22 protein-coding genes are annotated in these 21,473 nt (G+C 61.1%); 5 read left to right on the forward strand and 17 right to left on the reverse strand.

Annotated features, from left to right (window positions below; translation table 11 throughout):
* Positions 1 to 31: 31 nt before the first annotated feature.
* On the reverse strand, positions 32 to 661 hold the full coding sequence (rlmE, locus tag ACLHZ1_RS04485; protein WP_041995696.1) for a 23S rRNA (uridine(2552)-2'-O)-methyltransferase RlmE: 630 nt from the start codon (positions 659 to 661) through the stop codon (positions 32 to 34).
* 98 nt (positions 662 to 759) lie between these two features.
* Here rlmE and yhbY point away from each other — a divergent pair, with 98 nt between their 5' ends.
* On the forward strand, positions 760 to 1,056 hold the full coding sequence (gene yhbY / locus ACLHZ1_RS04490) for a ribosome assembly RNA-binding protein YhbY (RefSeq protein WP_041995693.1): 297 nt from the start codon (positions 760 to 762) through the stop codon (positions 1,054 to 1,056).
* A gap of 102 nt (positions 1,057 to 1,158) precedes the next feature.
* Positions 1,159 to 1,758 (forward strand): PilZ domain-containing protein, encoded by a 600-nt coding sequence (locus tag ACLHZ1_RS04495; RefSeq protein WP_427261131.1) that lies wholly within the window; start codon positions 1,159 to 1,161, stop codon positions 1,756 to 1,758.
* A 56-nt stretch (positions 1,759 to 1,814) separates the two neighbouring features.
* Here the strand turns inward: ACLHZ1_RS04495 and greA are convergent, their stop codons facing one another.
* The 3 genes from greA to pomA all read right to left on the reverse strand — a co-directional run bounded on the left by greA (position 1,815) and on the right by pomA (position 4,112).
* A complete protein-coding gene (gene greA / locus ACLHZ1_RS04500; protein WP_427261132.1) occupies positions 1,815 to 2,291 on the reverse strand; it encodes a transcription elongation factor GreA in 477 nt (158 codons plus the stop codon).
* A gap of 142 nt (positions 2,292 to 2,433) precedes the next feature.
* Positions 2,434 to 3,345, reverse strand: a complete 912-nt coding sequence (locus ACLHZ1_RS04505) for a flagellar motor protein MotB (RefSeq protein WP_427261133.1) — start codon at positions 3,343 to 3,345, stop codon at positions 2,434 to 2,436.
* An 8-nt stretch (positions 3,346 to 3,353) separates the two neighbouring features.
* A complete protein-coding gene (gene pomA / locus ACLHZ1_RS04510) occupies positions 3,354 to 4,112 on the reverse strand; it encodes a flagellar motor protein PomA (RefSeq protein ID WP_408795101.1) in 759 nt (252 codons plus the stop codon).
* Positions 4,113 to 4,328: 216 nt separating this feature from the next.
* Between pomA and xseB the strand changes: the two genes are divergently transcribed.
* From xseB to dxs, 3 genes are read left to right on the forward strand one after another with little or no spacing between them, the layout of a single operon-like run.
* Positions 4,329 to 4,577, forward strand: a complete 249-nt coding sequence (gene xseB / locus ACLHZ1_RS04515; protein ID WP_427261134.1) for an exodeoxyribonuclease VII small subunit — start codon at positions 4,329 to 4,331, stop codon at positions 4,575 to 4,577.
* Positions 4,578 to 4,580: 3 nt separating this feature from the next.
* On the forward strand, positions 4,581 to 5,471 hold the full coding sequence (ispA, locus tag ACLHZ1_RS04520) for a (2E,6E)-farnesyl diphosphate synthase (RefSeq protein WP_427261135.1): 891 nt from the start codon (positions 4,581 to 4,583) through the stop codon (positions 5,469 to 5,471).
* 21 nt (positions 5,472 to 5,492) lie between these two features.
* On the forward strand, positions 5,493 to 7,373 hold the full coding sequence (gene dxs, locus ACLHZ1_RS04525; protein WP_427261136.1) for a 1-deoxy-D-xylulose-5-phosphate synthase: 1,881 nt from the start codon (positions 5,493 to 5,495) through the stop codon (positions 7,371 to 7,373).
* Between the two features lie 80 nt (positions 7,374 to 7,453).
* On the opposite strand, the gene ACLHZ1_RS04530 is transcribed toward dxs, so the two are convergent.
* The 13 genes from ACLHZ1_RS04530 to glyA all read right to left on the reverse strand — a co-directional run bounded on the left by ACLHZ1_RS04530 (position 7,454) and on the right by glyA (position 21,100).
* Positions 7,454 to 8,395, reverse strand: a complete 942-nt coding sequence (locus tag ACLHZ1_RS04530) for an ABC transporter permease (RefSeq protein ID WP_408795093.1) — start codon at positions 8,393 to 8,395, stop codon at positions 7,454 to 7,456.
* A 103-nt stretch (positions 8,396 to 8,498) separates the two neighbouring features.
* A complete protein-coding gene (locus tag ACLHZ1_RS04535; protein WP_408795091.1) occupies positions 8,499 to 9,473 on the reverse strand; it encodes an ABC transporter permease in 975 nt (324 codons plus the stop codon).
* Positions 9,474 to 9,568: 95 nt separating this feature from the next.
* The gene (locus ACLHZ1_RS04540; RefSeq protein ID WP_427261137.1) at positions 9,569 to 11,125 is read right to left on the reverse strand and encodes an ABC transporter substrate-binding protein; all 1,557 of its coding nucleotides are present in this window, start codon (positions 11,123 to 11,125) and stop codon (positions 9,569 to 9,571) included.
* A 70-nt stretch (positions 11,126 to 11,195) separates the two neighbouring features.
* Positions 11,196 to 12,917, reverse strand: coding sequence for a dipeptide ABC transporter ATP-binding protein (locus tag ACLHZ1_RS04545; protein ID WP_427261138.1), 1,722 nt, complete (start codon positions 12,915 to 12,917; stop codon positions 11,196 to 11,198).
* Between the two features lie 485 nt (positions 12,918 to 13,402).
* Positions 13,403 to 13,885, reverse strand: a complete 483-nt coding sequence (locus ACLHZ1_RS04550) for a phosphatidylglycerophosphatase A family protein (RefSeq protein WP_427261139.1) — start codon at positions 13,883 to 13,885, stop codon at positions 13,403 to 13,405.
* Positions 13,882 to 14,841 carry a thiamine-phosphate kinase gene (gene thiL, locus ACLHZ1_RS04555; protein ID WP_427261140.1) on the reverse strand — a complete coding sequence of 320 codons (960 nt, stop codon included), beginning with the start codon at positions 14,839 to 14,841 and terminating at the stop codon, positions 13,882 to 13,884. Before thiL ends, ACLHZ1_RS04550 begins: the two co-directional genes overlap by 4 nt.
* A gap of 55 nt (positions 14,842 to 14,896) precedes the next feature.
* On the reverse strand, positions 14,897 to 15,310 hold the full coding sequence (gene nusB, locus ACLHZ1_RS04560) for a transcription antitermination factor NusB (protein WP_041995662.1): 414 nt from the start codon (positions 15,308 to 15,310) through the stop codon (positions 14,897 to 14,899).
* A 14-nt stretch (positions 15,311 to 15,324) separates the two neighbouring features.
* On the reverse strand, positions 15,325 to 15,795 hold the full coding sequence (ribH, locus tag ACLHZ1_RS04565) for a 6,7-dimethyl-8-ribityllumazine synthase (protein WP_427261141.1): 471 nt from the start codon (positions 15,793 to 15,795) through the stop codon (positions 15,325 to 15,327).
* 131 nt (positions 15,796 to 15,926) lie between these two features.
* On the reverse strand, positions 15,927 to 17,036 hold the full coding sequence (ribBA, locus tag ACLHZ1_RS04570; RefSeq protein ID WP_427261142.1) for a bifunctional 3,4-dihydroxy-2-butanone-4-phosphate synthase/GTP cyclohydrolase II: 1,110 nt from the start codon (positions 17,034 to 17,036) through the stop codon (positions 15,927 to 15,929).
* Between the two features lie 75 nt (positions 17,037 to 17,111).
* A complete protein-coding gene (locus ACLHZ1_RS04575; RefSeq protein WP_427261143.1) occupies positions 17,112 to 17,768 on the reverse strand; it encodes a riboflavin synthase in 657 nt (218 codons plus the stop codon).
* A 20-nt stretch (positions 17,769 to 17,788) separates the two neighbouring features.
* A complete protein-coding gene (gene ribD, locus ACLHZ1_RS04580; protein ID WP_427261144.1) occupies positions 17,789 to 18,898 on the reverse strand; it encodes a bifunctional diaminohydroxyphosphoribosylaminopyrimidine deaminase/5-amino-6-(5-phosphoribosylamino)uracil reductase RibD in 1,110 nt (369 codons plus the stop codon).
* A 341-nt stretch (positions 18,899 to 19,239) separates the two neighbouring features.
* Entirely contained in the window at positions 19,240 to 19,689 is a 450-nt protein-coding gene (nrdR, locus tag ACLHZ1_RS04585; RefSeq protein WP_041995651.1) for a transcriptional regulator NrdR, read from the reverse strand.
* A gap of 157 nt (positions 19,690 to 19,846) precedes the next feature.
* Positions 19,847 to 21,100 (reverse strand): serine hydroxymethyltransferase, encoded by a 1,254-nt coding sequence (gene glyA, locus ACLHZ1_RS04590; RefSeq protein ID WP_427261145.1) that lies wholly within the window; start codon positions 21,098 to 21,100, stop codon positions 19,847 to 19,849.
* Positions 21,101 to 21,473 lie beyond the last annotated feature (373 nt).

Genomic DNA, 21,473 nt, shown 5'->3' on the forward strand with positions numbered 1-21,473 from the left:
AGACTGACAGTTAACGCTAAAAGGTAGGGTACTACAGTTTAAAACCGGTAGCCACAATGTACACTTCGCGCGAGCGGGCTCTTGATGAGTCCGGCTTGCGTATCTTGACTGCTGTAAAAAGTTGTCTAATTTCATTGAGATAGGCATCAAAGCCCTCTCCCTGAAACACCTTGGCCACGAAGCTGCCATTCGTACGCAGCACCTGGTTGCACATGTCCAGCGCCAGCTCGACCAGATACATGGCTCTCGCCTGATCCACCTGCTGGGTCCCGCTCATGTTGGGCGCCATGTCTGACATGACCACATCCACCTTGTTCGGCCCCACTCGTTCGAGCAGTGCGGCAAGCACAGTCTCCTCCCGAAAGTCCCCTTGCAGGAAATCGACTCCGGCGATGGAATCCATCGGCAGAATATCGCAGGCGATGACGCGGCCGTTGTCACCCACCTGATCGATGGCAAACTGGGACCAGCCACCGGGTGCGGCTCCGAGATCCACGACCGTCATGCCGGGCTTGAGCAGCTTGTCCTTGTCCTGGATCTCGTCAATCTTGAACACGGCGCGGGATCTCAGTCCAAGTTTCTGGGCTTTCTTGACATATTGATCGTCGAAATGCTCTTTCAACCAGCGAGTTGAACTGGGGGAACGTTTTTTCTGGGTCATGGTTATCGGCTTTAAAAAACCACAAGGGTTATTAGTATTAAGGGCTAAGTGGGGGTAGAATACGCCCCTTTCAACCCTGACTTATGAAGAATTTTGCCATGACGCTCAACAACAAACAGAAACAGTACCTCAAAGGCCTGGCCCACAGCCTGAAACCCGTCGTCCTGCTGGGACAACACGGTCTGACCGAAGGCGTACTGGCCGAGATCGATCTCGCTCTGGCTCATCACGAGCTGATCAAGGTGAAAGTCGCCGCCGAAGATCGCGAGATGAAGCAACTGGTCATGGATGCCATCGTCCGTGAGACCGGTGCCATCAAGGTGCAGAGCATGGGCCACGTGCTGACCATCTATCGCAAGGCCAACGAACCCAAGATCCAGCTGCCCCGCAAGTAAGAGAGAGCGCCGCTCTCTCCTTCCGTTTCCCCTCTTCCCAAGTCGCTTGCCAAAGTAGTCGTCAGGGCCTTAACCTGCGATGAATACTTGGAAGTGTCGACCATGGACCATCAGCAGATACTCACCGACGAAGAACTGACCATGTTGCGGGAGCTGGGGAAAGACCAGGGCTCGGCCGCCGGGCAATCCCTGAGCGGCTACCTGGATACCCCCCTGCTTGGCCTGCTGCAACGGGCGGACATGCTCGCCCTGGAGGCACGCTTCGCCGGGCATCAGCTCAGCTTCCCCCTCTATTTCACCCAGGGGGATGATGGCTTCCTCGAACCTCGTATTGCCGCCCCCGTCATTCAGGAACTCAGCCACGATCACCCCAGGGCCTGGCGCCTGGCCACGGAGGGGACACTGCAGTTGAAGGGGAACGATTACCCGGTCACCAGCCTCTCCCTCAACGGCCTCATCGTCCAGCGTCTGCCCGAAACCCTCAAACGGGGCGATGTCCTCCATGCCAGCCTGCTGCTCGATGCACTGGCGCCACTCACCCTCAGCGGCATCCTCATCAGGGAAGTATGCAAGGGTCAGATCGTCATCGGCTGGGCCGTTCAGTTTCAGATGAGCGAGGCGGATCAGGAGCGGCTGCGGGGCTGGATATTCCAGCATCATCAGAGCACCTTTACCCAGGCTTATGCTCCGCCCGAGCAGTGATGCCCGCAAATGACAAGAGGGGAGCCCGGGCTCCCCTCTTCGTTGCCAGCCACCCGTTACAGGTAGTCGACGCTCAACACTTCATATTCCACATCACCGGCCGGGGTCTTGACGATGGCCACATCGTCCACCTCCTTGCCGATCAGCGCACGGGCGATGGGGGAGTTGACCGAGATGAGGTTCTGTTTGATATCGGCCTCGTCGTCACCCACGATGCGATAGGTCACCTCTTCTTCCGTCTCTGACTTGAGCAGATTGACGGTGGCACCGAAGATGATGCGGCCATTGTTGGCGATCTTGGTGACATCTATGACCTGGGCATTGGAGAGCTTGGCTTCAATCTCCTGGATGCGCCCTTCGCAAAAGCCTTGCTGCTCACGGGCGGCATGGTACTCGGCGTTCTCTTTCAGATCACCATGTTCACGGGCATCTGCAATCGCTTCGATAATCTGCGGACGCAGCTCGCTCTTCAGATACTCGAGCTCTTTGCGCAGCTTCTCGGCGCCGCGCACAGTCATCGGAGTTTGATTCATAGTCGAAACCTGGGTTGCTTTATAAAGAGAAGCTGCGGCAATCAAAGAGAGCCGCAGCTATCGGTTCGGATGGGGCATCTTAATATGAAGCCGGGGGAAAATCCATGGTACCCCCGTGATGCGGCCCCCGCTTCAGCCTCGTTTATTGCGAGTCGTTCGGTACTCCTATCGGGTCCGATACGCTCGCCTTGCCCTGCATGATGGCAATCTCGACCCGGCGGTTGGCGCGGCGATGCTCGGTCGAATCGTTCGGCATCAAGGGCTGGGAATCGGCCATGCCCTGCACCACGAGTCGGCTCTGGTCGAAACCTTCCACCCTGATCATCTGATGGGCCACCGCCACCGCCCGCTGGGAGGAGAGCTCCCAGTTGGAGCGAAACAGTTCATTCTCGGTCGCGACATCATCGGTGTGGCCGGAGACGGTGATCTCCCCCGGCACATCCTTGAGCAAGCTGGCCACCTTGCGGATCACCGGCCAGAACTGGGGTTGCAAAAACGCAGACCCCGCCGGGAAGGAGGCCTTCTCGCGGATGCGGATGATGACCTGCTGGCCCAGCGACTCTATCTCGATGGCGCCGTCCTGGATCTGATCCTGGAGCTGCTCCGCCAATTGCTTCGCCAGGGCGTTGGATTGGGCCTGCTGCTGTTGCTGCTGCTCCTCCCGCGCCTGTTCGCTGGTCTTGCCCCCCGCCAGATCCCCTGCCTCCTTCTGCTGGCCCCCGGCCTGATCGGCATCCCCGGGCTGAAACTCCAGCTCGGTCTGGGTCATGTCAATGGTCTGCTGCATGATGGTGTCGATCGGCGTCGGCTCCGGTCGCCCCGGCCTGAACTCCTGGGCGATGACGGAGGTCCCCTTCGGAATATCCTTCACCTCCAGCAGATTCTGCACCCCGAAGGCGTACTTCATGGAGCCGGCGATCTGCTTGAACTTGAGCACGTCCATCTCGGCAAAGGAGAGCAGCAGCACGAAGAAGCACATCAACAGCGACATCAGGTCGGCAAAGGTCCCCATGTAAGAGGGCAGGCCCGGCGGCGGACACTTGCATTTAGACATGGCTATTCCTATTCGGCGCCGTCATTGCGCTTGGATTGGTTCAGGTAATTTTGCAGCATGGACTGGATCACGCGAGGATTCTGACCGTCCTGAATGCCCATGATGGCATCCAGGATCAAGGCCCGGGAGAGGCGCTCCTCGCCACTGCGCAGCTCCAGCTTGTCGGCGATGGGGATGGCAAACATGTTGGCCTCGATGGCGCCATAAAGGGTGGTCAGCAAGGCAACCGCCATGGCCGGCCCGATGGACTTGGGATCGCTCATGTTAGACAACATGGCAACAAGCCCCACAAGGGTCCCTATCATCCCCATGGCAGGGCCAAGATCGCCGAGGGCGCGAAACACCTTGATCGCCATGATGTGTCGCTCCGAGGTGAGCTCCATGTCTTTTTCCATGACGGCGCGCACCACCTCGGCATCATGGCCATCCACCAGCATGTCGATCCCCTTCTTCATGAAGGTGTTGGGGATCTCCGCCGCCTCCAGGGCCAGGAAGCCCCCCTTGCGGGCCGCATCTGCCAGCTCGACTGCCTTCTGGATCAGGTCGTCGAGCTTGTCCCCCTTGTGCATGAAGGCCTTGCCTGCGATCTTGAACGCCCCGAAGAACTGGCCAACGTTGAACTTCATCATGGCGATGAAGATGGAACCCAGGATGGTGATGCAGATGGAGGGGACGTCGACGAACATGCTGAGGGAGCCCCCCAGGATCATGCCGTAGATCACCACCCCAAAGCCGAGCACTATGCCGATAAGACTACCTAGATCCACGCCGCTACTCCTGTCAGCCGATTCTTGAATTCATCATATTTCATTGAATTTTCTGCTATTGCATCCCGAGCGGCAAGCGCGAAAGTGCGCACCTGACCCCTGTCGGCTTATTTATCGGCCGCCACGGCCAGAGTTTGAGGCAATGACGCTTTCCCGCTCCCCCCCAAGGGGCGACGATGTTAAGATGAGCCGTTTTTTCAATCCCCGAGGATGAACATGGCCAGTAAAAAAATCGACCGACTGAGTTTTGATGCCACTCTGGAAGAGCTGGAAACCATAGTTCATCAACTCGAGCAAGGTGCCCTCCCCCTCGAGGAGGCGCTCAAGCAGTTCGAACAGGGTATCCATCTGGTGCGTGCCGGCCAGCAGAAGCTGGAGCAGGCCGAGCAGAAGATCCAGATCCTGTTGACCCAGGCCGATGGCGACGAGCAGGCCGTTCCTTTCCAACCCGAGCAAGGAGCCTGACCCGTGTCGCTGGATAGCTTCTCACGCCTGTATCGCCAGCGTATCGATGATCGGCTGTCACAACAGCTCGATGCCCTCCCCCCCATGGCGCCCCGGCTGCGCGAGGCCATGAAGTATGGTCTGCTATTGGGAGGCAAACGAGTACGTCCCTTCCTGGTCTATGCCGTCGGCGAAATGCTGGGAGTCGAGACGGATAGGCTCGATGGCCCGGCCGCCGCCGTGGAGTGCATCCACGCCTACTCCCTGCTCCATGACGACCTGCCCGCCATGGATGACGACGATCTGCGTCGTGGCCAGCCGACGGTGCACAAGGCGTTTGACGAGGGCACCGCCATCCTGGCCGGTGACGCCCTGCAGACCCTGGCATTCAGCATACTGGCGGATCACCCCATGCCCGCCAGCCTGATGGCCAACCGGGTGCGCATGCTGAGCACCCTGGCCCGTGCCTCGGGTTACCTCGGCATGTGCGGCGGTCAGGCGTTGGATCTGCAGGCCGAGGGCCGCCAGATCACCCTGGCGGAACTCGAACAGGTTCATCGCCACAAGACGGGGGCCCTCATCGAGTGCGCCGTTACCCTGGGCGCCCTGTGCAAGGCTGACATGGATGAGCAGACCCTGGGGGCGCTGCAAGCCTATGCGGCCGCCATCGGGCTCGCCTTCCAGGTGCAGGACGACATCCTCGACATCACGGGGGATACCGCCACCCTGGGCAAGCCGCAGGGGTCGGATCTGGCGCAGGAGAAGAGCACCTACCCGGCCCTGCTCGGCCTGGAGCAGGCCCGTGAGCTGGCTCGCGAACTGCATGGCAAAGCCTTAACAGCCCTGCGCCCTTTGCCCTACAATACCGATATTCTGGAAGCGTTTGCCGATTACATCATCGAGCGAACCCACTGAACGCTGGATAACAGTAACAATATGAGCGTTGATATAAGCAAGTTCCCCAACCTGGCCCTCGCTGACACCCCGGTTGAGTTGAGATCCCTGCCCAAGGAGAGACTGCCCGTCCTGTGCAACGAGCTACGTGAGTACTTGCTGCGCTCGGTGAGCCGCTCCAGCGGCCATCTCGCCTCCGGCCTTGGCACCGTCGAACTGACGGTCGCCCTGCACTACGTCTACAACACCCCGTTCGATCGGCTGGTGTGGGATGTGGGCCACCAGGCCTATCCCCACAAGATCCTGACCGGACGGCGGGAGCGGATGCAGAGCATTCGCCAGAAAGATGGCCTGCACCCCTTCCCGTGGCGCGGCGAGAGCGAGTATGACGTGCTCTCGGTCGGCCACTCCAGCACCTCCATAGGTGCCGCCCTTGGCATGGCGGTTGCCGCCGAGCGCGAAGGGCTGGGGCGCAAGGTGGTGGCCGTCATCGGCGATGGCGCCATCACCGCCGGCATGGCGTTCGAGGCTCTCAATCACGCCGGGGATGTCCACAAGGACATGCTGGTGGTGCTCAATGACAACGAGATGTCCATCTCCGAAAACGTCGGTGCCCTCAACAACCACCTTGCCCGCCTGATGTCCGGCAAGCTCTACACCACCATCCGCGAAGGCGGCAAGAAGGTGCTGGCGGGGCTGCCACCGGTCAAGGAGCTGGCCAAGCGAGCCGAGGAGCACCTCAAGGGCATGGTGGTGCCTGGCACCCTGTTCGAGGAGTTTGGCTTCAACTACATCGGCCCCATCGACGGCCACGACATCGAGGCCCTGGTCGAGACACTGCGCAACATGCGCAACCTCAAGGGGCCCCAGCTGCTGCACGTCAAGACCAAGAAGGGCAAGGGCTACGAGCCCGCCGAGAAGGATCCCATCGGTTACCATGGCGTGCCCAAGTTCAATCCGGACGACTGCGCCCTGCCCAAGAGCGCCGGCGGCAAGCCCACCTTCTCCGCCATCTTCGGCCAGTGGCTGTGCGACATGGCGGCCAGGGACGAGAAACTGGTCGGCATCACCCCCGCCATGCGCGAAGGCTCTGGCCTGGTCAAGTTCAGCCAGCAGTATCCGGATCGCTACTTCGACGTGGCCATTGCCGAGCAGCATGCGGTCACCTTCGCCGCCGGGCTTGCCATCTCGGGCCAAAAGCCCGTGGTCGCCATCTATTCAAGCTTCCTGCAACGGGCCTATGACCAGCTGATCCACGACGTGGCGCTGCAGGAACTGCCGGTGCTGTTCGCCATCGACCGGGCCGGTCTGGTGGGGGCCGACGGCCCGACCCATCAGGGGGCGTTCGACATCAGCTTCCTGCGCACCGTGCCCAACATGGTGGTGATGACCCCATCCGACGAGAACGAGTGCCGTCAGATGCTCTACACCGGCTATCTGTGCGATCGGCCTGCGGCGGTGCGCTATCCCCGTGGCAGCGGCTGCGGCAGCGAGATAATGAGCGAGATGCAGGCTCTGGAACTGGGCAAGGGGCGCATTGTGCGTGAGAGAGAGGGACGCGGGGGCAAGGCCACCGCCATCCTGGCGTTCGGCACCCTGCTCCATCAAGCCAAGGCCGCCGCCGAGGCGCTGGATGCCACCCTGGTGGACATGCGCTTCGTCAAACCCATGGACGAGGCGCTGGTGCTCACACTGGCCGCCAGCCACGATCAGTTTGTCACCCTCGAGGACAACGCCATCATGGGCGGGGCCGGCTCCGCGGTGAACGAGCTGCTGATGCGCGCCAGACAGTGCAAGCCGGTACTCAATCTCGGCCTGCCGGATCGCTTCATCGAACAGGGCACCCAGGAAGAGATCTATGCCCTGCTGGGTCTGGACAGTGCTGGTATCCTGGCCAGCATCCAGGCCTGGCAGCAAGCCTGACGCAAGCACTGGCTGCAATCGCAAGCAATAAAGAAGGGCGCCTGATGGCGCCCTTCTTGTATTTGCACTTCTGACTCGAGTCAACCTTTGTAGATTTTGGGGTTGAACACATCCCGCAGCCAGTCACCCAAGAGGTTGATGACCAGCACCAGCACCACCAGGCAGATGCCCGGGAAGGCGGTGATCCACCAGGATCCGGAGAAGATGTAGTTGAAGCCCACGCTGATGAGCGAGCCCAGGGAGGGCTGATCCACCGGCATCCCCAGCCCGAGGAAGGAGAGTGCCGCCTCGCTCATGATGGCGTTGGCCACCTGGACGGTGGAGATGACCAGGATGGGCGACAGGCAGTTGGGCAGTATGTGGCGGAACATGATGCGCGGGGCACGGAATCCCATCACCTGGGCCGCCTCCACATACTCCTTCTTCTTCTCCGCCAGCACGGAGGCGCGCACCGTCCGGGCATATTGCGGCCACTCGGCGATGCCGATGATCACCACCAGCATGACGATGGCGAACTGCGAATAGAGCTCGGAGCCAAAGCTCGCCTGGAAGATGGCGGAGATGATGATGGCCACCATCATGGTGGAGAACGACAACTGCACGTCGGCAAAGCGCATCAGCAGGCTGTCGATGCGGCCACCGTAATAACCGGCGATGAGGCCGATCACGATGCCGAGCACCAGCTGCAGGCCGACGGCGAACAGACCTATGGTGAGCGAGATGCGGGCGCCATAGAGGATGGTGCTCCAGATGTCGCGGCCCTGGTTGTCGGTGCCGAGCCAGAAGCGCGCCTCGCCGCCATCGAGCCAGGAGGGCGGCAGCTCCGCATCCATCAGATCGAAGCTGGTCTGGTCATAGACGTTGTGGGGCGCAATCCAGGGAGCCAGCAGGGCCGCCAGCACGAATGCCACGAAGATGGCGAAGCTGAACATGGCTACCTTGTCCCGCAGGAAGTAGTAGACGATGTCAGAGTTCTTGAAACGAGTCCAACGGCTTGGGCTCGCAGTTACAGCGTTACTCATGCGATTACCCCTTCGTAGCCAGGCAGATAGCCGGGTTGATGACAAAACCCGCGTGGTTGCGCCATGTCAAACGGCGGCTCACAGTTACAGCGTTAGTCATCTGTTACCCCTTGGCAGTCAGGTTGACGGTCGGGTTGATGAACCCGTAGAGCAGGTCGACCAGGGTATTGGTCACCACGAAGATAAGGCCGACGAAGATGACGTAGGCGGTGATCAGCGGGGTATCGACCCGGTGGATGGCTTCCAGGAACAGGAAACCCGTCCCCGGCCACTGGAACACGCTCTCGGTCAATATGGTGTAGGCCACCATGGTACCGATCTGCACGCCACCGACGGTGATGACCGGCAGCATGGTGTTCTTGAGGGCGTGCTGGTAGTAGACCTTGTTGTTGTCCAGCCCCTTGGCACGGGCAAACTTCACGTACTCGGAGGAGAGCTGCTCCAGCATCTCGGAGCGCACCAGCCGGATAAACAGCGGCAACATGATGGAGGAGAGGGAGACCGCGGGCAGGATCAGGTGCAAGATGCCGTCCCAGGTAAAGAAGCCCGACTCCCAGCCCAGCAGGTTGTAGGTCTCGCCCCGGCCATAGGCCGGCAGCCAGCCCAGCTGGATGGAGAAGAGATACATCAGCATGATGGCGGTCAGGAACACGGGGATCGAGATGCCGATGCTGCTCACGGCCATGATGATCTTGGTCAGTATGCTGCGCGGGCGAATGGCGGAATAAACCCCGAGCGGAATGGAGACCAGGACGATAATGAGGGCGGCGCCAAACACCAGTTCCAGTGTGGCGACGAGCTTGTCGAGAATGACCTCGAGGGCCGGGCGCTTGAAGAAGTAGGACGTCCCCAGGTCTCCTTGCACCGCATTTTTCAGGAAGCGACTGTACTTCACCAGGAAGGGATCGTTGAGCCCCATCTTGTCGCGCAGCTCCTGACGCTGAGCCTCGGAGACGGATTGTCCCACCAACTCACGCAGGGGATCCCCCAGGTTGTCCTGGATGGAGAAGGCGACCAGGCTGATGACGAACATCACTATCACGGCCTGATAGAACCGTTTCAGCAGGAATGTAAACATGCTTGTCCTTGACTCTGGCCGATGTCTTGGCATCGGCTTCTGTTAATGGCGGGGGCACCGTCACGATGCCCCCGCCCGTCCTTCTTGCGGGGTAATTACTTGCCTACCACCAGGTCGCCAAAGTACGGGAAGTTCATCACGTTGACGATGGGCTTGATGTCGGCGTTTTTCTTGGCGCCGTAGGCCAGGTTTTCCCAGTGCAACGGCACATAGGCGGCGTCGTCGATCAACATGGCTTCGACTTTCTGCAGGATGGCGGCACGCTTGGCCGGATCGGTTTCCGCGTTCGCTTCCATCACCAGCTTGTCCGCTTCTGCGTTGGCATAACCGGCACAGTTGTACTGGCCCATGCCGGTCTCGGCGCTCTTGGTGAAGGTCAGGAACTCGAAGAAGTTCGCGGTATCTTCGGTGTCGGAGTGCCAGCCGATCAGCTGCATGTCCGCGGCGCACTTGTCAAACTCCGGCCAGTACTGGGCCACCGGCATGGTCTTCAGATCCACCTTGATGTTGATCTTGGAGAGCATGGCGGAGACGGCCTGGGCGATCTTGACGTCGTTGACATAACGGGCGGCCGGGGAGATGAAGCTCATCTTGAAGCCCTGCTCGTAACCCGCTTCCTTCATCAGGGCCTTGGCCTTGGTCAGATCATACTGGGGCACCAGGGCCTCGTTGTGACCGGCATAGCCTTTCGGGCTCAACTGGCCGGCCGGCGTACCGAAGCCCTTGTTGATCTTGTCGACGATGCCCACCTGGTTGATGGCATAGTTGATCGCCTGACGCACGCGCTTGTCTTTCAGGGCCGGGTTGGTGCTCTGGTTCAGCTCTATGATGATGGCGCGGGTACCGGACAGGGTCACCAACTGGGTGTCCTTGCCCTTCTGGACCCGCTCCAGATCGTTGGGGGCGACCGGGTAGATCACGTCCACGTCCCCACCCAGCAGGGCGGCAACACGGGTCGCGTCTTCCTTGATGGGCACCAGGGTCAGGTTGTCGACGTTGCCCTTGGAGGACTTGTCCCAGTAGTTGGCGTTGCGGGTGTACTCCAGCTTGACGCCCTGCTCGCGGAACTTGACGCTGAACGGGCCGGTGCCTGAGACGTTGGTGGAGGCGAAGGAGTCGCCGTTCTTGACGATCTCGCCCTTGTCCTTGCCCGCCTCTGTCTTGCCGGTATAGAACTTGGAGTCCATCGGGAAGATGTAGGTCACGGTCTGCAGCACCAGGGGATAGGGCTTCTCGGTGATGAGATCCACGGTGAAATCATCCACCTTCTTGACGTCGGCAATGGGGTCGAAGATGGCCTTGAAGTCGACGGAGTCTTTCAGACGCTTGACGGTCCACACCACGTCATCGGCGGTGAAGTCGTTGCCTGAGTGGAACTTGACGCCCTTGCGCAGGTGGAAACGCACCGTCTTGTCGTCGATGCGTTCGAATTTTTCGGCCAGACGGGGCTCGAACTGCAGATCCTGCGTCCAGCGCATCAGGGGATCAAATACCAGGTGAGACATCTCCAGGGTCTGACCGGAGAGCTGCTCCTGGGGATCCAGCGAAGTGGGATCAGAGGCGACGGCGACCTTGATGTCGGCGGCAGAGACATTGAAGGCCAAACCGGCCGCAAACAACGCCATTGCAATCTTGGATAATCCTTTCTTCATGTCTTTCTCCATGCTGTTAGCTTTTTATTGACACTTTTTTTCTAACAAAAACCGGCAGGCCGGCACTTTCCTAGCTTGCGATTTCCAGTCCCTCACGGGACATTCCCTTGAACTCCGGCATGAGGGAGATCAGCTTGCGGCTGTACTCATGCTCGGCATTGGTAAAGAGTTTCTCCGTCTCCGCCACTTCCACCAGATGACCGTGCTTCATCACGCCGATGCGATCGCACATCTGGCGGATGACCGGCAGATCGTGGCTGATGAACAGCATGGTGAGGCCGAGCTCTTTCTGCAAATCCTTGAGCAGATTGAGGATCTGGGCCTGCACCGACACATCCAGCGCCGAGGTGGGCTCGTCGCAGATGAGAAAGCGCGGCCGGGTCGCCAGGGCGCGGGCGATGGAGATGCGCTGGCGCTGACCACCGGAGAACTCGTGTGGATACTTGACCCCGGCGCCGCGGCCCAGGCCGACGTGATCCAGCAGATCGCTGACGATGCCATCGATCTGGTTCTCCTCGGCCAATCGGTGGAAGCGGATCGGCTCGGCGATGATGTCACGCACCTTCATGCGCGGGTTCATCGAGGAGTAAGGGTTCTGGAACACCATCTGCATCTGGCGACGCAGGGGGCGACGCTCGCTCTCGCGCTTGATGGCGGTGAGATCGATCCCCTCGAAGCAGATCTTGCCGCTGTCGGGCGGATAGAGGCCTGTGATGGCGCGGGCGATGGTGGACTTGCCTGAGCCCGACTCCCCCACCAGACCGAAGGTCTCCCCCTCGAAGATCTCGAAGCTGATGTCGTTGCAGGCGCGCACGTATTCACGGCGGCTCGGGAAGAAGGAGTCCTTGGTGACGAACTTCAGATCGACGTTCTCCACCCGCAGCAGGGCCCCTTCATAGGCCCGCTCGTCCTGGCTCTGACCGAGCCAGTGGGTCTTGAGATCGATGCTGGTATCCGGCGCGCCGGCATCCTCGATATAGGAGACCAGGGGGAAACGCACCAGCTTCACATCCGAGCGGGGCACCGCCGAGATGAGGCTGCGGGTATAGGGGTGATTGGGGCGGCCCAGCACCTGCTCTGTGGTGCCGAACTCCACCAGATCGCCGCGATACATGACCGCCACCTTGTCGGTGACGTTGGAGACCACCCCCATGTCGTGGGTCACCAGCATGCAACCCACGTCCCGCTCCTTGCACAGGGTGCGGATGAGCTGGAGGATCTGATCCTGAATGGAGACATCCAGCGCCGTGGTGGGCTCATCGGCGATGATGAGTTCGGGGTCGCACGAGAGCGCGATGGCGATGACTACCCGCTGGCGCATGCCGCCGGAGAACTGGTGCGGATACTGCTTGATGCGCAGCTCCGGGCTCGGGATCCCCACCGCCTTCATCAGCTCGAGGGCCTTGGCGACCGCCTTGCTGCGAGTGAGCTCGGTGTTGGCGAGGATGGTCTCGACCAGTTGATGCTCCACGGTGAACAGCGGGTTCAGGGAGGTCATGGGATCCTGGAAGATGAAACCGATGCGAGAGCCGCGAATGGCCCGCATCTCATCCTGGCTCTTGCCGGAGATGAGTTCACCATTGAGATAGATGTCCCCCCGGGCGATATGACCCGGCGGGCTCAGCAAATCGATGACGGCATTGCCGATGGTGGATTTGCCGGCGCCGGACTCACCGACGACACCGACGACCTCACCCTTCTCGATGGAGAAAGAGAGATCCTTGACCGCGGCCAGCACCCCGTAGCGGGAGGGGTACTCGATCCGCAAGTTTTTGACTTCTAGCAAGGACATGTTTACCTCTGCGGGGGACATCCGTCCCAAACAATTCTTCCGTAAATCAGCCGCAGATGCCGGTTTGTGCCTGGGGCAATAGATGCTCATTCACAAGGCAGGGAAACCAGCGATCCGGGCGGGTTTTTTGCATTTTTTTGGAATAACCCGCCAGTAACTTAGACGCTTTGACCGAAAGAGTAAATGATCTGGATATACAATTTCGCAATACTTTGCGGTGTACCATGGGGGTCAGGCAGTCATAAAGCGTGATTTATCGCCCAATAAATAGCTGATTAAACTATTTTTGCATTAATAAACAAAGTTAACATCATACATATAGTTAACATTTGGCGAATATGACTGCGGCAGCAAAGACCGGGAGCGTCGAATGAGTAGTGAATATTTATGTGAAAAGGTTTTCTGGCGGCAGCATCTGCCAATGAATGGAAACTAGGCAGTCATAAATAAAGGGCGCCCCAGGGGCGCCCTTCTGCCAGCCCGGCTCAGGCGAGCCAATGGGCCAGCAATTGCATACAAAACAGGGCAAAGAATCCGGCAATCACGTCATCGAGCATGATGCCCAGGCCGCCATGGATGCGGCGATCGAACCAGCTGATGGGCCAGGGCTTGAGCACGTCGAACAGCCGAAACAGCAGGAAGCCCGCCAGCAGCCACTCCCAGCCCGCCGGCGCCGCTATCATGGTGATGCCAAACCCTATCACCTCGTCCCAGACGATGGCGCCGTGATCCGGCATGCCGATGGCGTCGGTGGCGCTCTGGCAGATGCGAATGCCCGCCACGAAACCCAGCGCCAGCAGGGCGATGAACCAGGGGGTCGGCAGGCCACTTGCCAACAGGTAGAGCGGGATGGCGACCAGGGTGCCCATGGTGCCAGGGGCCTTGGGAGAGAGGCCGGCGCCAAAGCCCACTGCCAGCAGGTGGAGGGGATTTTTCAGGTTCAGGCGTTTGAGCTCGGGCTTGATCATGCGAAGTGGTCCCAACCTTTCAGGGAGAGCGCCACCGGCTGCTCCGCCCGAATGTAATCGATGCCGGGTTCCCCCGCCAGGATGCGGCCGATCCGGCTGAACTTGACCCCGCTGTGGGCCAGGGCGGTATCCAGGGCCCCGCGATGATCTTCCGGCACGGTGAAGCAGAGCTCGTAGTCATCGCCACCGGCCAGGGCCAGTTGCCAGGCATCCTCCGGGAAGACGGCATCCTGCATCACGGGGGAGAGCGGCAGCAGGTCGAGATCGATCTGGGCCCGCACGCCGGATGCTTTCAGGATGTGGCCGAGATCGGATGCCAGGCCGTCGGAGAGATCCAGGGCGCTGCTGGCCAGCCCGCGCAGGGCCTGACCAGCCAGGATGCGGGGGTGGGGATGCTCGAGGCGCGGCAGCACGGCGGCCAGCTGGTTCTCGTTGAGGTTGCGCTTGCCCAGCAGATGGGAGAGCGCCAGGGCGGCATCCCCCAGGGTGCCGGTGACATAGATGCCGTCTCCGACCCTGGCGCCGCTGCGCAGCAGGGCGCGGCCGACAGGCACGGATCCCTTCACCGAGACGGTGATGGAGAGCGGCCCCCGGGTCATGTCCCCCCCCACCAGGGCCACGTTGTAGTATTCGGCAAGCTCGAGGAAGCCCTCGGCAAAACCGGCCACCCAGGGCTCGTTGATGGCGGGCAGGGTCAGCGCCAGGGAGACCCAGCGCGGCTCGGCTCCCATGGCGGCGAGATCGGACAGATTGACCGCCAGCGCCTTGTAGCCGAGATCCACCGGATCCATGTCGGGCAGAAAGTGGACGCCGCTCACCAGGGTATCAGTGCTCACCGCCAGCTGGCTGTCGGCTGGCAGGGTCAGCAGGGCGCAGTCGTCTCCCGGGCCCAATACCACGTCCTTGCGGGCGTGGGGCACCTTGAAGTACTTCTCTATCAGTTCAAATTCACCCATACAGTAAAAAGCCAGCGGTTAGGCTGGCTCCTCTCTTAATGCTGTGGCACAGGGATTAACGCTTGTTCAGCGTCTTGATGACCTTGTCCAGCACACCGTTGACAAACTTGTGGCTGTCATCGGCGGCAAACGCCTTGGCCAGCTCGATCGCTTCGTTGATCACCACGCGGGGCGGCACATCGTCACGACGGGTCAGCTCATAGGTCGCCAGGCGCAGGATCGCCTTGTCCACCATGTCCACTTCATCGAGCGGACGGGAGAGGAAAGGCGAGTACGCCTTGTCCAGCTCGTTGCAATGCAGGGCAACCCCGAACAGCAGATCGCGGAAATAGTTCAGATCCACCCCTTTGGTGTCCTGATCTATCTTGAACTGCTCTTCGATGTCCCCCACGTTGGCCTGGGTCATCTGCCACTGGTAGATGGCCTGGGTGGCGCAATGGCGGGCCTTACGGCGCTCAGACGGTTTCAATCTACTTCTCCTCGTTACACGTCCAGTTGTTTCAGGACGTTGATCATTTCGAGCGCACTCAGTGCAGCCTCTGCACCCTTGTTACCCGCCTTGGTACCGGCGCGCTCGATGGCTTGTTCTATGTTCTCTGTGGTCAGCACGCCGAAGGCGACGGGAATCTCATGCTCCATCATCACCTGGGCCAGGCCCTTGCCATTCTCGCTGGCCACCAGTTCGAAGTGGTAGGTGCCACCGCGAATGACGGTGCCCAGGGCGACGATGGCGTCATACTTGCCACTCTTGGCCAGCTTCTTGGCCGCCAGAGGGATTTCGACGGCACCCGGCACACGTACCAGGGTGAGGTTGCTGTCTTGCACCTGACCCTGACGCTTGAGTACGTCAACGGCGCCATCGATCAGGCTCTCGTTGATGAAGCTGTTGAAACGGGCAACGACAATTGCAACGCGCGCCTCTGGGGCGGCGATATTCCCTTCGATAACCTTCATTGGCAATCCTGTAGCTATGCAGTCAAATATGGCCGGGGTCAAAAGTGCGCACAGTCTAGCACAACAGACCCACGACAAAAACCATGGCCGCAACGGGCGGCCATGACCGCGATGTCATTGGGGTGATCGGTTTACTCGCCGACGTATTCAACGACTTCAAGACCGAAACCGCCGAGGGCGTGGTACTTCTTGGGGGAGCTCAGCAGGCGCATCTTGCCCACCCCCAGGGTCTTGAGGATCTGGGAGCCGACGCCGACCCGGCGCGAGGTGCCCTGCCACTTGGCCCCTTCCGGCGCCAACCCCTTGTCGGCGGCCTCGAACCCCTTGACCCTGGCCAGCAGCTCGGCGCCCTGGGCCTCGGCCCCCAGGATCACCAGCACACCGCCCTCTTCGGCGATGCGGGCCATGGATTTGGGCAAGGGCCAGCTGCGAGCGGCGTGGCGGTCGGTCAGCAGCAGATCGCTCAGCACATCGTGCAGATGGACCCGCACCAGGGTCGGCTGGTCGGCTTTCACCTCGCCTTTCTTGAGCGCGAAGTGCACCTGGTTGTCTATGGTATCGCGGAAGGTGATGAGATCGAACTCGCCAAACTCGGTGGGCAGCTTGCACTCGGCCACCTTCTCCACCGTGGTCTCGTGCTGGTTGCGGTATTCGATGAGATCCGCAATGGTGCCAAGCTTGATGCCGTGCTGCTCGGCGAAAACCTCCAGGTCGGGACGGCGCGCCATGGTGCCATCCTCGTTGAGGATCTCGACGATGACGGAGGCCGCCTCGTAACCGGCCAGACGCGCCAGATCGCAGCCCGCTTCGGTGTGACCGGCGCGGGTCAGCACGCCGCCATCTTGCGCCATCAGCGGGAAGATGTGGCCAGGCTGCACCAGATCGGCCGCCTTGGCGTCGGGGGCCACCGCGGCTTGCACCGTCACGGCGCGATCGGCGGCGGAGATACCTGTGGTCACCCCCTCGGCCGCTTCTATGGTCACGGTGAAGGCGGTGGAGAACTGGGCGTTGTTGCGGTCAACCATGAGGGGCAGCGCCAGCTGCTTGCAGCGATCTCGGGTCAGGGTCAGGCAGATGAGGCCACGGCCGTAGCGGGCCATGAAGTTGATATCCTCGGGCCGCACACAGGAGGCCGCCATGATGAGGTCCCCTTCGTTCTCCCTGTCTTCGTCATCCATCAGGATCACCATCTTGCCCGCCTTGATGTCGGCGATGATTTCCTGGGTTGTGCTAAGCGCCATGGGCTACTCCGTCAAAGGTGATAAATGCGTAAAGGCTAGATGGGGGCGCGCGGCCCCGTTTCAATCAGACTGGGCTCACAAAAAGCCCGATTGGGCCAACTTCTCCAGGGTCAGGGTGCTGCTCGGCGCCTGGGCCCCTGCCCCGCCTTGCAGCAGCCGCTCCAGATAACGGGCTACCTGATCCACCTCCAGATTGACCCTGTGACCCGGTTTCCAGCGTGCGATCGTGGTTTCCTCTGCGGTATGGGGCACTATGGTGAGCAAGAACGCATCCCCCTTGACGGCGTTCACGGTCAGGCTGATGCCATCCACCGCGATCGAGCCCTTCTCGGCGATGTAGCGGGAAAGCGACCCTGGCGCCTTGATCCAGTACTCGATGGCGCGGCCGCTGCTCTGTCTGCTCATCACCTGGCCCATGCCATCCACGTGGCCGGAGACCAGGTGGCCGCCGAGGCGTGAACTCGGGGTCAGCGCCTTCTCAAGATTCACCCTGTCCCCGACCTTGGCCTGGGCAAAGCCGGTGCGAGAGAGGGTCTCGAGCGACACATCAGCACTGTAGCGTTTGTCTCCCAGGGCGACGACGGTGAGACAGACGCCATTGGTGGCGATGGAATCCCCCAGCTTGACGTCACTGAAGTCGAGGCCGGGGGCCTCCACGGTCAGCACCACATCCTCCCCCTGACGCCGCAGCTCGGTCAGGGTGCCCATGGCTTCGATAATTCCGGTAAACATGGTCTTGCCTCTCCTCGGGCTCAGGCTAACCTGGCCGTGATCCTGATATCCTGACCCACCAGGCGTACATCCTTGAGGGTCAGCCTGGGCGCCTGGAACAGTCGCTCCAGCCCCGGCAGCTGGAACATGCCCCTGCCCCCATCCCCCAGCAACTTGGGTGCCTGATAGAGCACCAGCTCGTCCACCAGCCCCTTCTCCAGCAGGGCGCCACACAGGCGCGGCCCCGCCTCCACCAGCACAGAGTTGATCCCCTGTTTGGCCAGCAGCATGAAGAGGCTGACCAGGTCGACCCGCTCCTCCAGCCTGGGCAGCACCATCTGCTGCACCGACTCGGGCCACTCGCCGTCGCTCTGCAGCCTCGCCAGCAGCACGGGGCCCGGGCTGGCGAACAGCGGCAGATCCGGGGTGAGGCGATTTTGCGAGTCGATCACCACCCGCAGCGGCTGGCGCAGGTTCTCCCTGGGATAGGCGGCCTTGACCGAAGGGGGCAACTCGTCCCAACGCACATTGAGGGAGGCGCCATCGGCCAGCACCGTCTCGGCGCTGGAGAGCACGGCATCGTGGCGTGCCCGCAGCCGCTGCACGTCACGGCGTGCCTCGGGGGAGGTGATCCACTGGCTCTCGCCGCTCGCCATGGCGGTGCGACCGTCCAGGCTGGCCCCCAGCTTGACCGTCACCTGCGGGAAACCGGTGCGCATCCGCTTGAAGAAGCCGGGGTTGAGGGCCTCGGCCTCGGCGCTGAGCAGGCCAAAGTCGGTCTTGATGCCCGCCTCGGAGAGCATGCGCAACCCGCGCCCGCCCACCTGGGGATTGGGGTCGACCATGGCGGCTACCACCCGGGCCACGCCGGCCTCAATCAAGGCTTCGGCGCAGGGCGGGGTGCGGCCATGGTGGGAGCAGGGCTCCAGGGTCACATAGGCGGTGGCGCCCCGGGCGGCCTCACCGGCGCCATGGAGGGCATAGACCTCGGCATGGGGCTGACCGGCACGCTGGTGCCAGCCTTCGCCAACCAGGACGCCATCCTTGACCAGCACGCAACCGACGCAGGGGTTGGGGGCCGTGGTATAGCGACCGCGGCGGGCCAGTTCGAGGGCCCGGCTCATCCATTGGTAATCGTCTTGACTAAACATCTGGGCTCCCGTTCAACGCGAGAAAATGGGGTCTATGAAGCAACCGGCAAACGGGTTTACTTCTCAAGCTTGGCGATCTCTTCGCCCCTATCTGCCATCTGCCATAAAGAGGGCGAATATCCTCGACGCTGCGGTAGACGGAGGCGAAGCGGATATCCTCGAAGCTGCGATAGACGGAGGCGAAGCGGATATCCTCTTGCCCACCCGCTACCATCACTTCTCCAATTTGGCGATCTCTTCCCCCCTATCTGCCATCTGCCATCTGCCATAAAGAGGGCGAATATCCTCGAAGCTGCGATAGACGGAGGCGAAGCGAATATCCGCTTGCCCACCCGATACCATCATTTCTCCAATTTGGCGATCTCTTCGCCGAATTCGCGAATATCCTCGAAGCTGCGATAGACGGAGGCGAAGCGGATATAGGCCACCTTGTCCAGGCCCTTGAGCTCGTCCATCACCAGGTTGCCCACCAGCTTGGAGGGCACCTCCCGCTCGCCGGTGGCGCGCAGGCGGGACTTGATGTGGTTCACCCCCTTCTCGATCGCCTCCATGCTCACCGGACGCTTCTCCAGCGCCCGCAATATGCCGCCCCGCAACTTCTCTTCGTTGAAGGGCTCACGAGAGCCATTGGACTTGATGACCCTTGGCATCACCAACTCGGCCATCTCGAAGGTGGTAAAACGCTCGTGGCAGAGCAGGCACTCGCGACGGCGGCGCACCTGATGGCCTTCCGCCACCAGACGGGAATCGATCACCTTGGTATCCACGGCACTACAGAAAGGGCAATGCATCACACCTCCGGCGCAAAGGATTCAAACATCCTGCCCTGGGGTCAGGAATGGGGTGGGCCAGTGTAACACGGCCCCCGGAAACCGGTAAAAGCCCAGAAAAAACAATGCCGCCCCTAGGGGCGGCATTTGGCACTTGTTTCCCGCAAGGGGAGAGCCATCAGGCGTAAACCGGCAGACGACGGCAGACGGCCAGCACTTTCTCGCGCACGGTCGCCAGCACGGCTTCGTTGTCGTGGTTGTCCAGCACGTCGCAGATCCAGTGGGTCAGCTCGATGGACTCGGCTTCCTTGAAACCGCGGCGGGTGATGGCCGGGGTACCGATCCGCACGCCGGAGGTGACGAACGGGGAGCGCGGGTCGTTCGGTACCGCGTTCTTGTTGACCGTGATGTTGGCCTTGCCGAGGGCAGCATCGGCTTCTTTACCGGTCAGCTCGCGGCCGATCAGGTCAACCAGCATCAGATGGTTGTCGGTGCCGCCGGAGACGATCTTGTAGCCACGCTCGATGAAGGTGGCCGCCATGGCCTTGGCATTCTTGACGACCTGGGCCTGATAGGTCTTGAACTCGGGCTCCAGAGCCTCCTTGAAGGCCACAGCCTTGCCGGCGATGACGTGCATCAGCGGGCCGCCCTGGCCACCCGGGAAGACGGCGGAGTTGAGCTTCTTGTACAGCTCTTCGTCATCGGCGGCGGAGAGGATCAGACCACCACGGGGACCGGCCAGGGTCTTGTGGGTGGTGGAGGTGACCACGTGGGCGTGGGGCACCGGGTTGGGGTAGACGCCCGCGGCAATCAGACCGGCCACGTGGGCCATGTCGACGAACAGATAAGCACCGATCTTGTCGGCGATCTCGCGCATCTTGGCCCAGTCAACGATGCCTGAGTAGGCGGAGAAGCCACCGATCATCATCTTCGGCTTGTGCTCCAGGGCCAGACGCTCCATCTCGACGTAGTCGATCTTGCCGGACTCATCGATGCCGTAAGGAATGATGTTGTAGAGTTTGCCGGAGAAGTTGACCGGGGCACCGTGGGTCAGGTGACCACCGTGGGCCAGGTTCATGCCCAGCACGGTATCGCCCGGCTGCAGCAGGGCCATGTAGACGGCGCTGTTGGCCTGGGAGCCGGAGTGCGGCTGCACGTTGGCGTAGGTGGCGCCGAACAGCTCCTTGGCGCGCTCGATGGCCAGGGTCTCGACCACGTCGACGTACTCGCAACCACCGTAGTAACGCTTGGCCGGGTAGCCTTCGGCGTACTTGTTGGTCAGCTGGGAGCCCTGGGCTTCCATGACGCGGGGGCTGGTGTAGTTCTCAGACGCGATCAGCTCGATGTGCTCTTCCTGACGACGGGTCTCGTCTGTGATGGCCTGCCACAGCTGGGGATCATAGCCTGCGATGGTCATGTCACGTTTCAACATCCGTTTATCTCCTGAAAATCGTTTGCGCATGGGCGATATGGGGCCCGCGCATTGTAACCGCAGCGACATCAAAGGGACAGTCCGACCACCCAAAAAAATGTTGAATATATGTAATAAAACCAGAAATTTCCGCCCTGTTCCCCGAATGGAGGCGGGCAGACCCGCCATTGAACCACAGGCTCCGTCATGGGGTTGCTGCTCTCCCCCCATCTGGCGCGACCCGCACCGGGCACCGTCGGCTCCCACCATGGCGCAATGGTGACTCGATAAAGCCTCAACCCCAGCGCCAAGCTGAACGGGGGCTGTACCAGGGCTCGATTGTCACCTTATCTCCCCCGAAACCGGATCCCTGTCATGGTTCCCCGAACGGGGG

Source organism: Aeromonas sobria (assembly GCF_050266975.1).
In the GTDB taxonomy this organism is placed as follows: Bacteria; Pseudomonadota; Gammaproteobacteria; order Enterobacterales; family Aeromonadaceae; genus Aeromonas; species Aeromonas sobria_B.

What these genes read in the sequence shown, in the direction of transcription:
- greA (WP_427261132.1), bottom strand. Translation starts at nt 2,291, where the DNA reads ATGAATCAAACTCCGATGACTGTGCGCGGCGCCGAGAAGCTGCGCAAA.
- ribBA (WP_427261142.1), bottom strand. Translation starts at nt 17,036, where the DNA reads ATGGCGCTTAGCACAACCCAGGAAATCATCGCCGACATCAAGGCGGGC.
- rlmE (WP_041995696.1), bottom strand. Translation starts at nt 661, where the DNA reads ATGACCCAGAAAAAACGTTCCCCCAGTTCAACTCGCTGGTTGAAAGAG.
- ribH (WP_427261141.1), bottom strand. Translation starts at nt 15,795, where the DNA reads ATGAAGGTTATCGAAGGGAATATCGCCGCCCCAGAGGCGCGCGTTGCA.
- ACLHZ1_RS04540 (WP_427261137.1), bottom strand. Translation starts at nt 11,125, where the DNA reads ATGAAGAAAGGATTATCCAAGATTGCAATGGCGTTGTTTGCGGCCGGT.
- ACLHZ1_RS04535 (WP_408795091.1), bottom strand. Translation starts at nt 9,473, where the DNA reads ATGTTTACATTCCTGCTGAAACGGTTCTATCAGGCCGTGATAGTGATG.
- ACLHZ1_RS04550 (WP_427261139.1), bottom strand. Translation starts at nt 13,885, where the DNA reads ATGATCAAGCCCGAGCTCAAACGCCTGAACCTGAAAAATCCCCTCCAC.
- ACLHZ1_RS04530 (WP_408795093.1), bottom strand. Translation starts at nt 8,395, where the DNA reads ATGAGTAACGCTGTAACTGCGAGCCCAAGCCGTTGGACTCGTTTCAAG.
- glyA (WP_427261145.1), bottom strand. Translation starts at nt 21,100, where the DNA reads ATGTTGAAACGTGACATGACCATCGCAGGCTATGATCCCCAGCTGTGG.
- dxs (WP_427261136.1), top strand. Translation starts at nt 5,493, where the DNA reads ATGAGCGTTGATATAAGCAAGTTCCCCAACCTGGCCCTCGCTGACACC.
- ribD (WP_427261144.1), bottom strand. Translation starts at nt 18,898, where the DNA reads ATGTTTAGTCAAGACGATTACCAATGGATGAGCCGGGCCCTCGAACTG.
- xseB (WP_427261134.1), top strand. Translation starts at nt 4,329, where the DNA reads ATGGCCAGTAAAAAAATCGACCGACTGAGTTTTGATGCCACTCTGGAA.
- thiL (WP_427261140.1), bottom strand. Translation starts at nt 14,841, where the DNA reads ATGGGTGAATTTGAACTGATAGAGAAGTACTTCAAGGTGCCCCACGCC.
- nrdR (WP_041995651.1), bottom strand. Translation starts at nt 19,689, where the DNA reads ATGCATTGCCCTTTCTGTAGTGCCGTGGATACCAAGGTGATCGATTCC.
- ACLHZ1_RS04495 (WP_427261131.1), top strand. Translation starts at nt 1,159, where the DNA reads ATGGACCATCAGCAGATACTCACCGACGAAGAACTGACCATGTTGCGG.
- yhbY (WP_041995693.1), top strand. Translation starts at nt 760, where the DNA reads ATGACGCTCAACAACAAACAGAAACAGTACCTCAAAGGCCTGGCCCAC.
- ACLHZ1_RS04575 (WP_427261143.1), bottom strand. Translation starts at nt 17,768, where the DNA reads ATGTTTACCGGAATTATCGAAGCCATGGGCACCCTGACCGAGCTGCGG.
- ACLHZ1_RS04545 (WP_427261138.1), bottom strand. Translation starts at nt 12,917, where the DNA reads ATGTCCTTGCTAGAAGTCAAAAACTTGCGGATCGAGTACCCCTCCCGC.
- ACLHZ1_RS04505 (WP_427261133.1), bottom strand. Translation starts at nt 3,345, where the DNA reads ATGTCTAAATGCAAGTGTCCGCCGCCGGGCCTGCCCTCTTACATGGGG.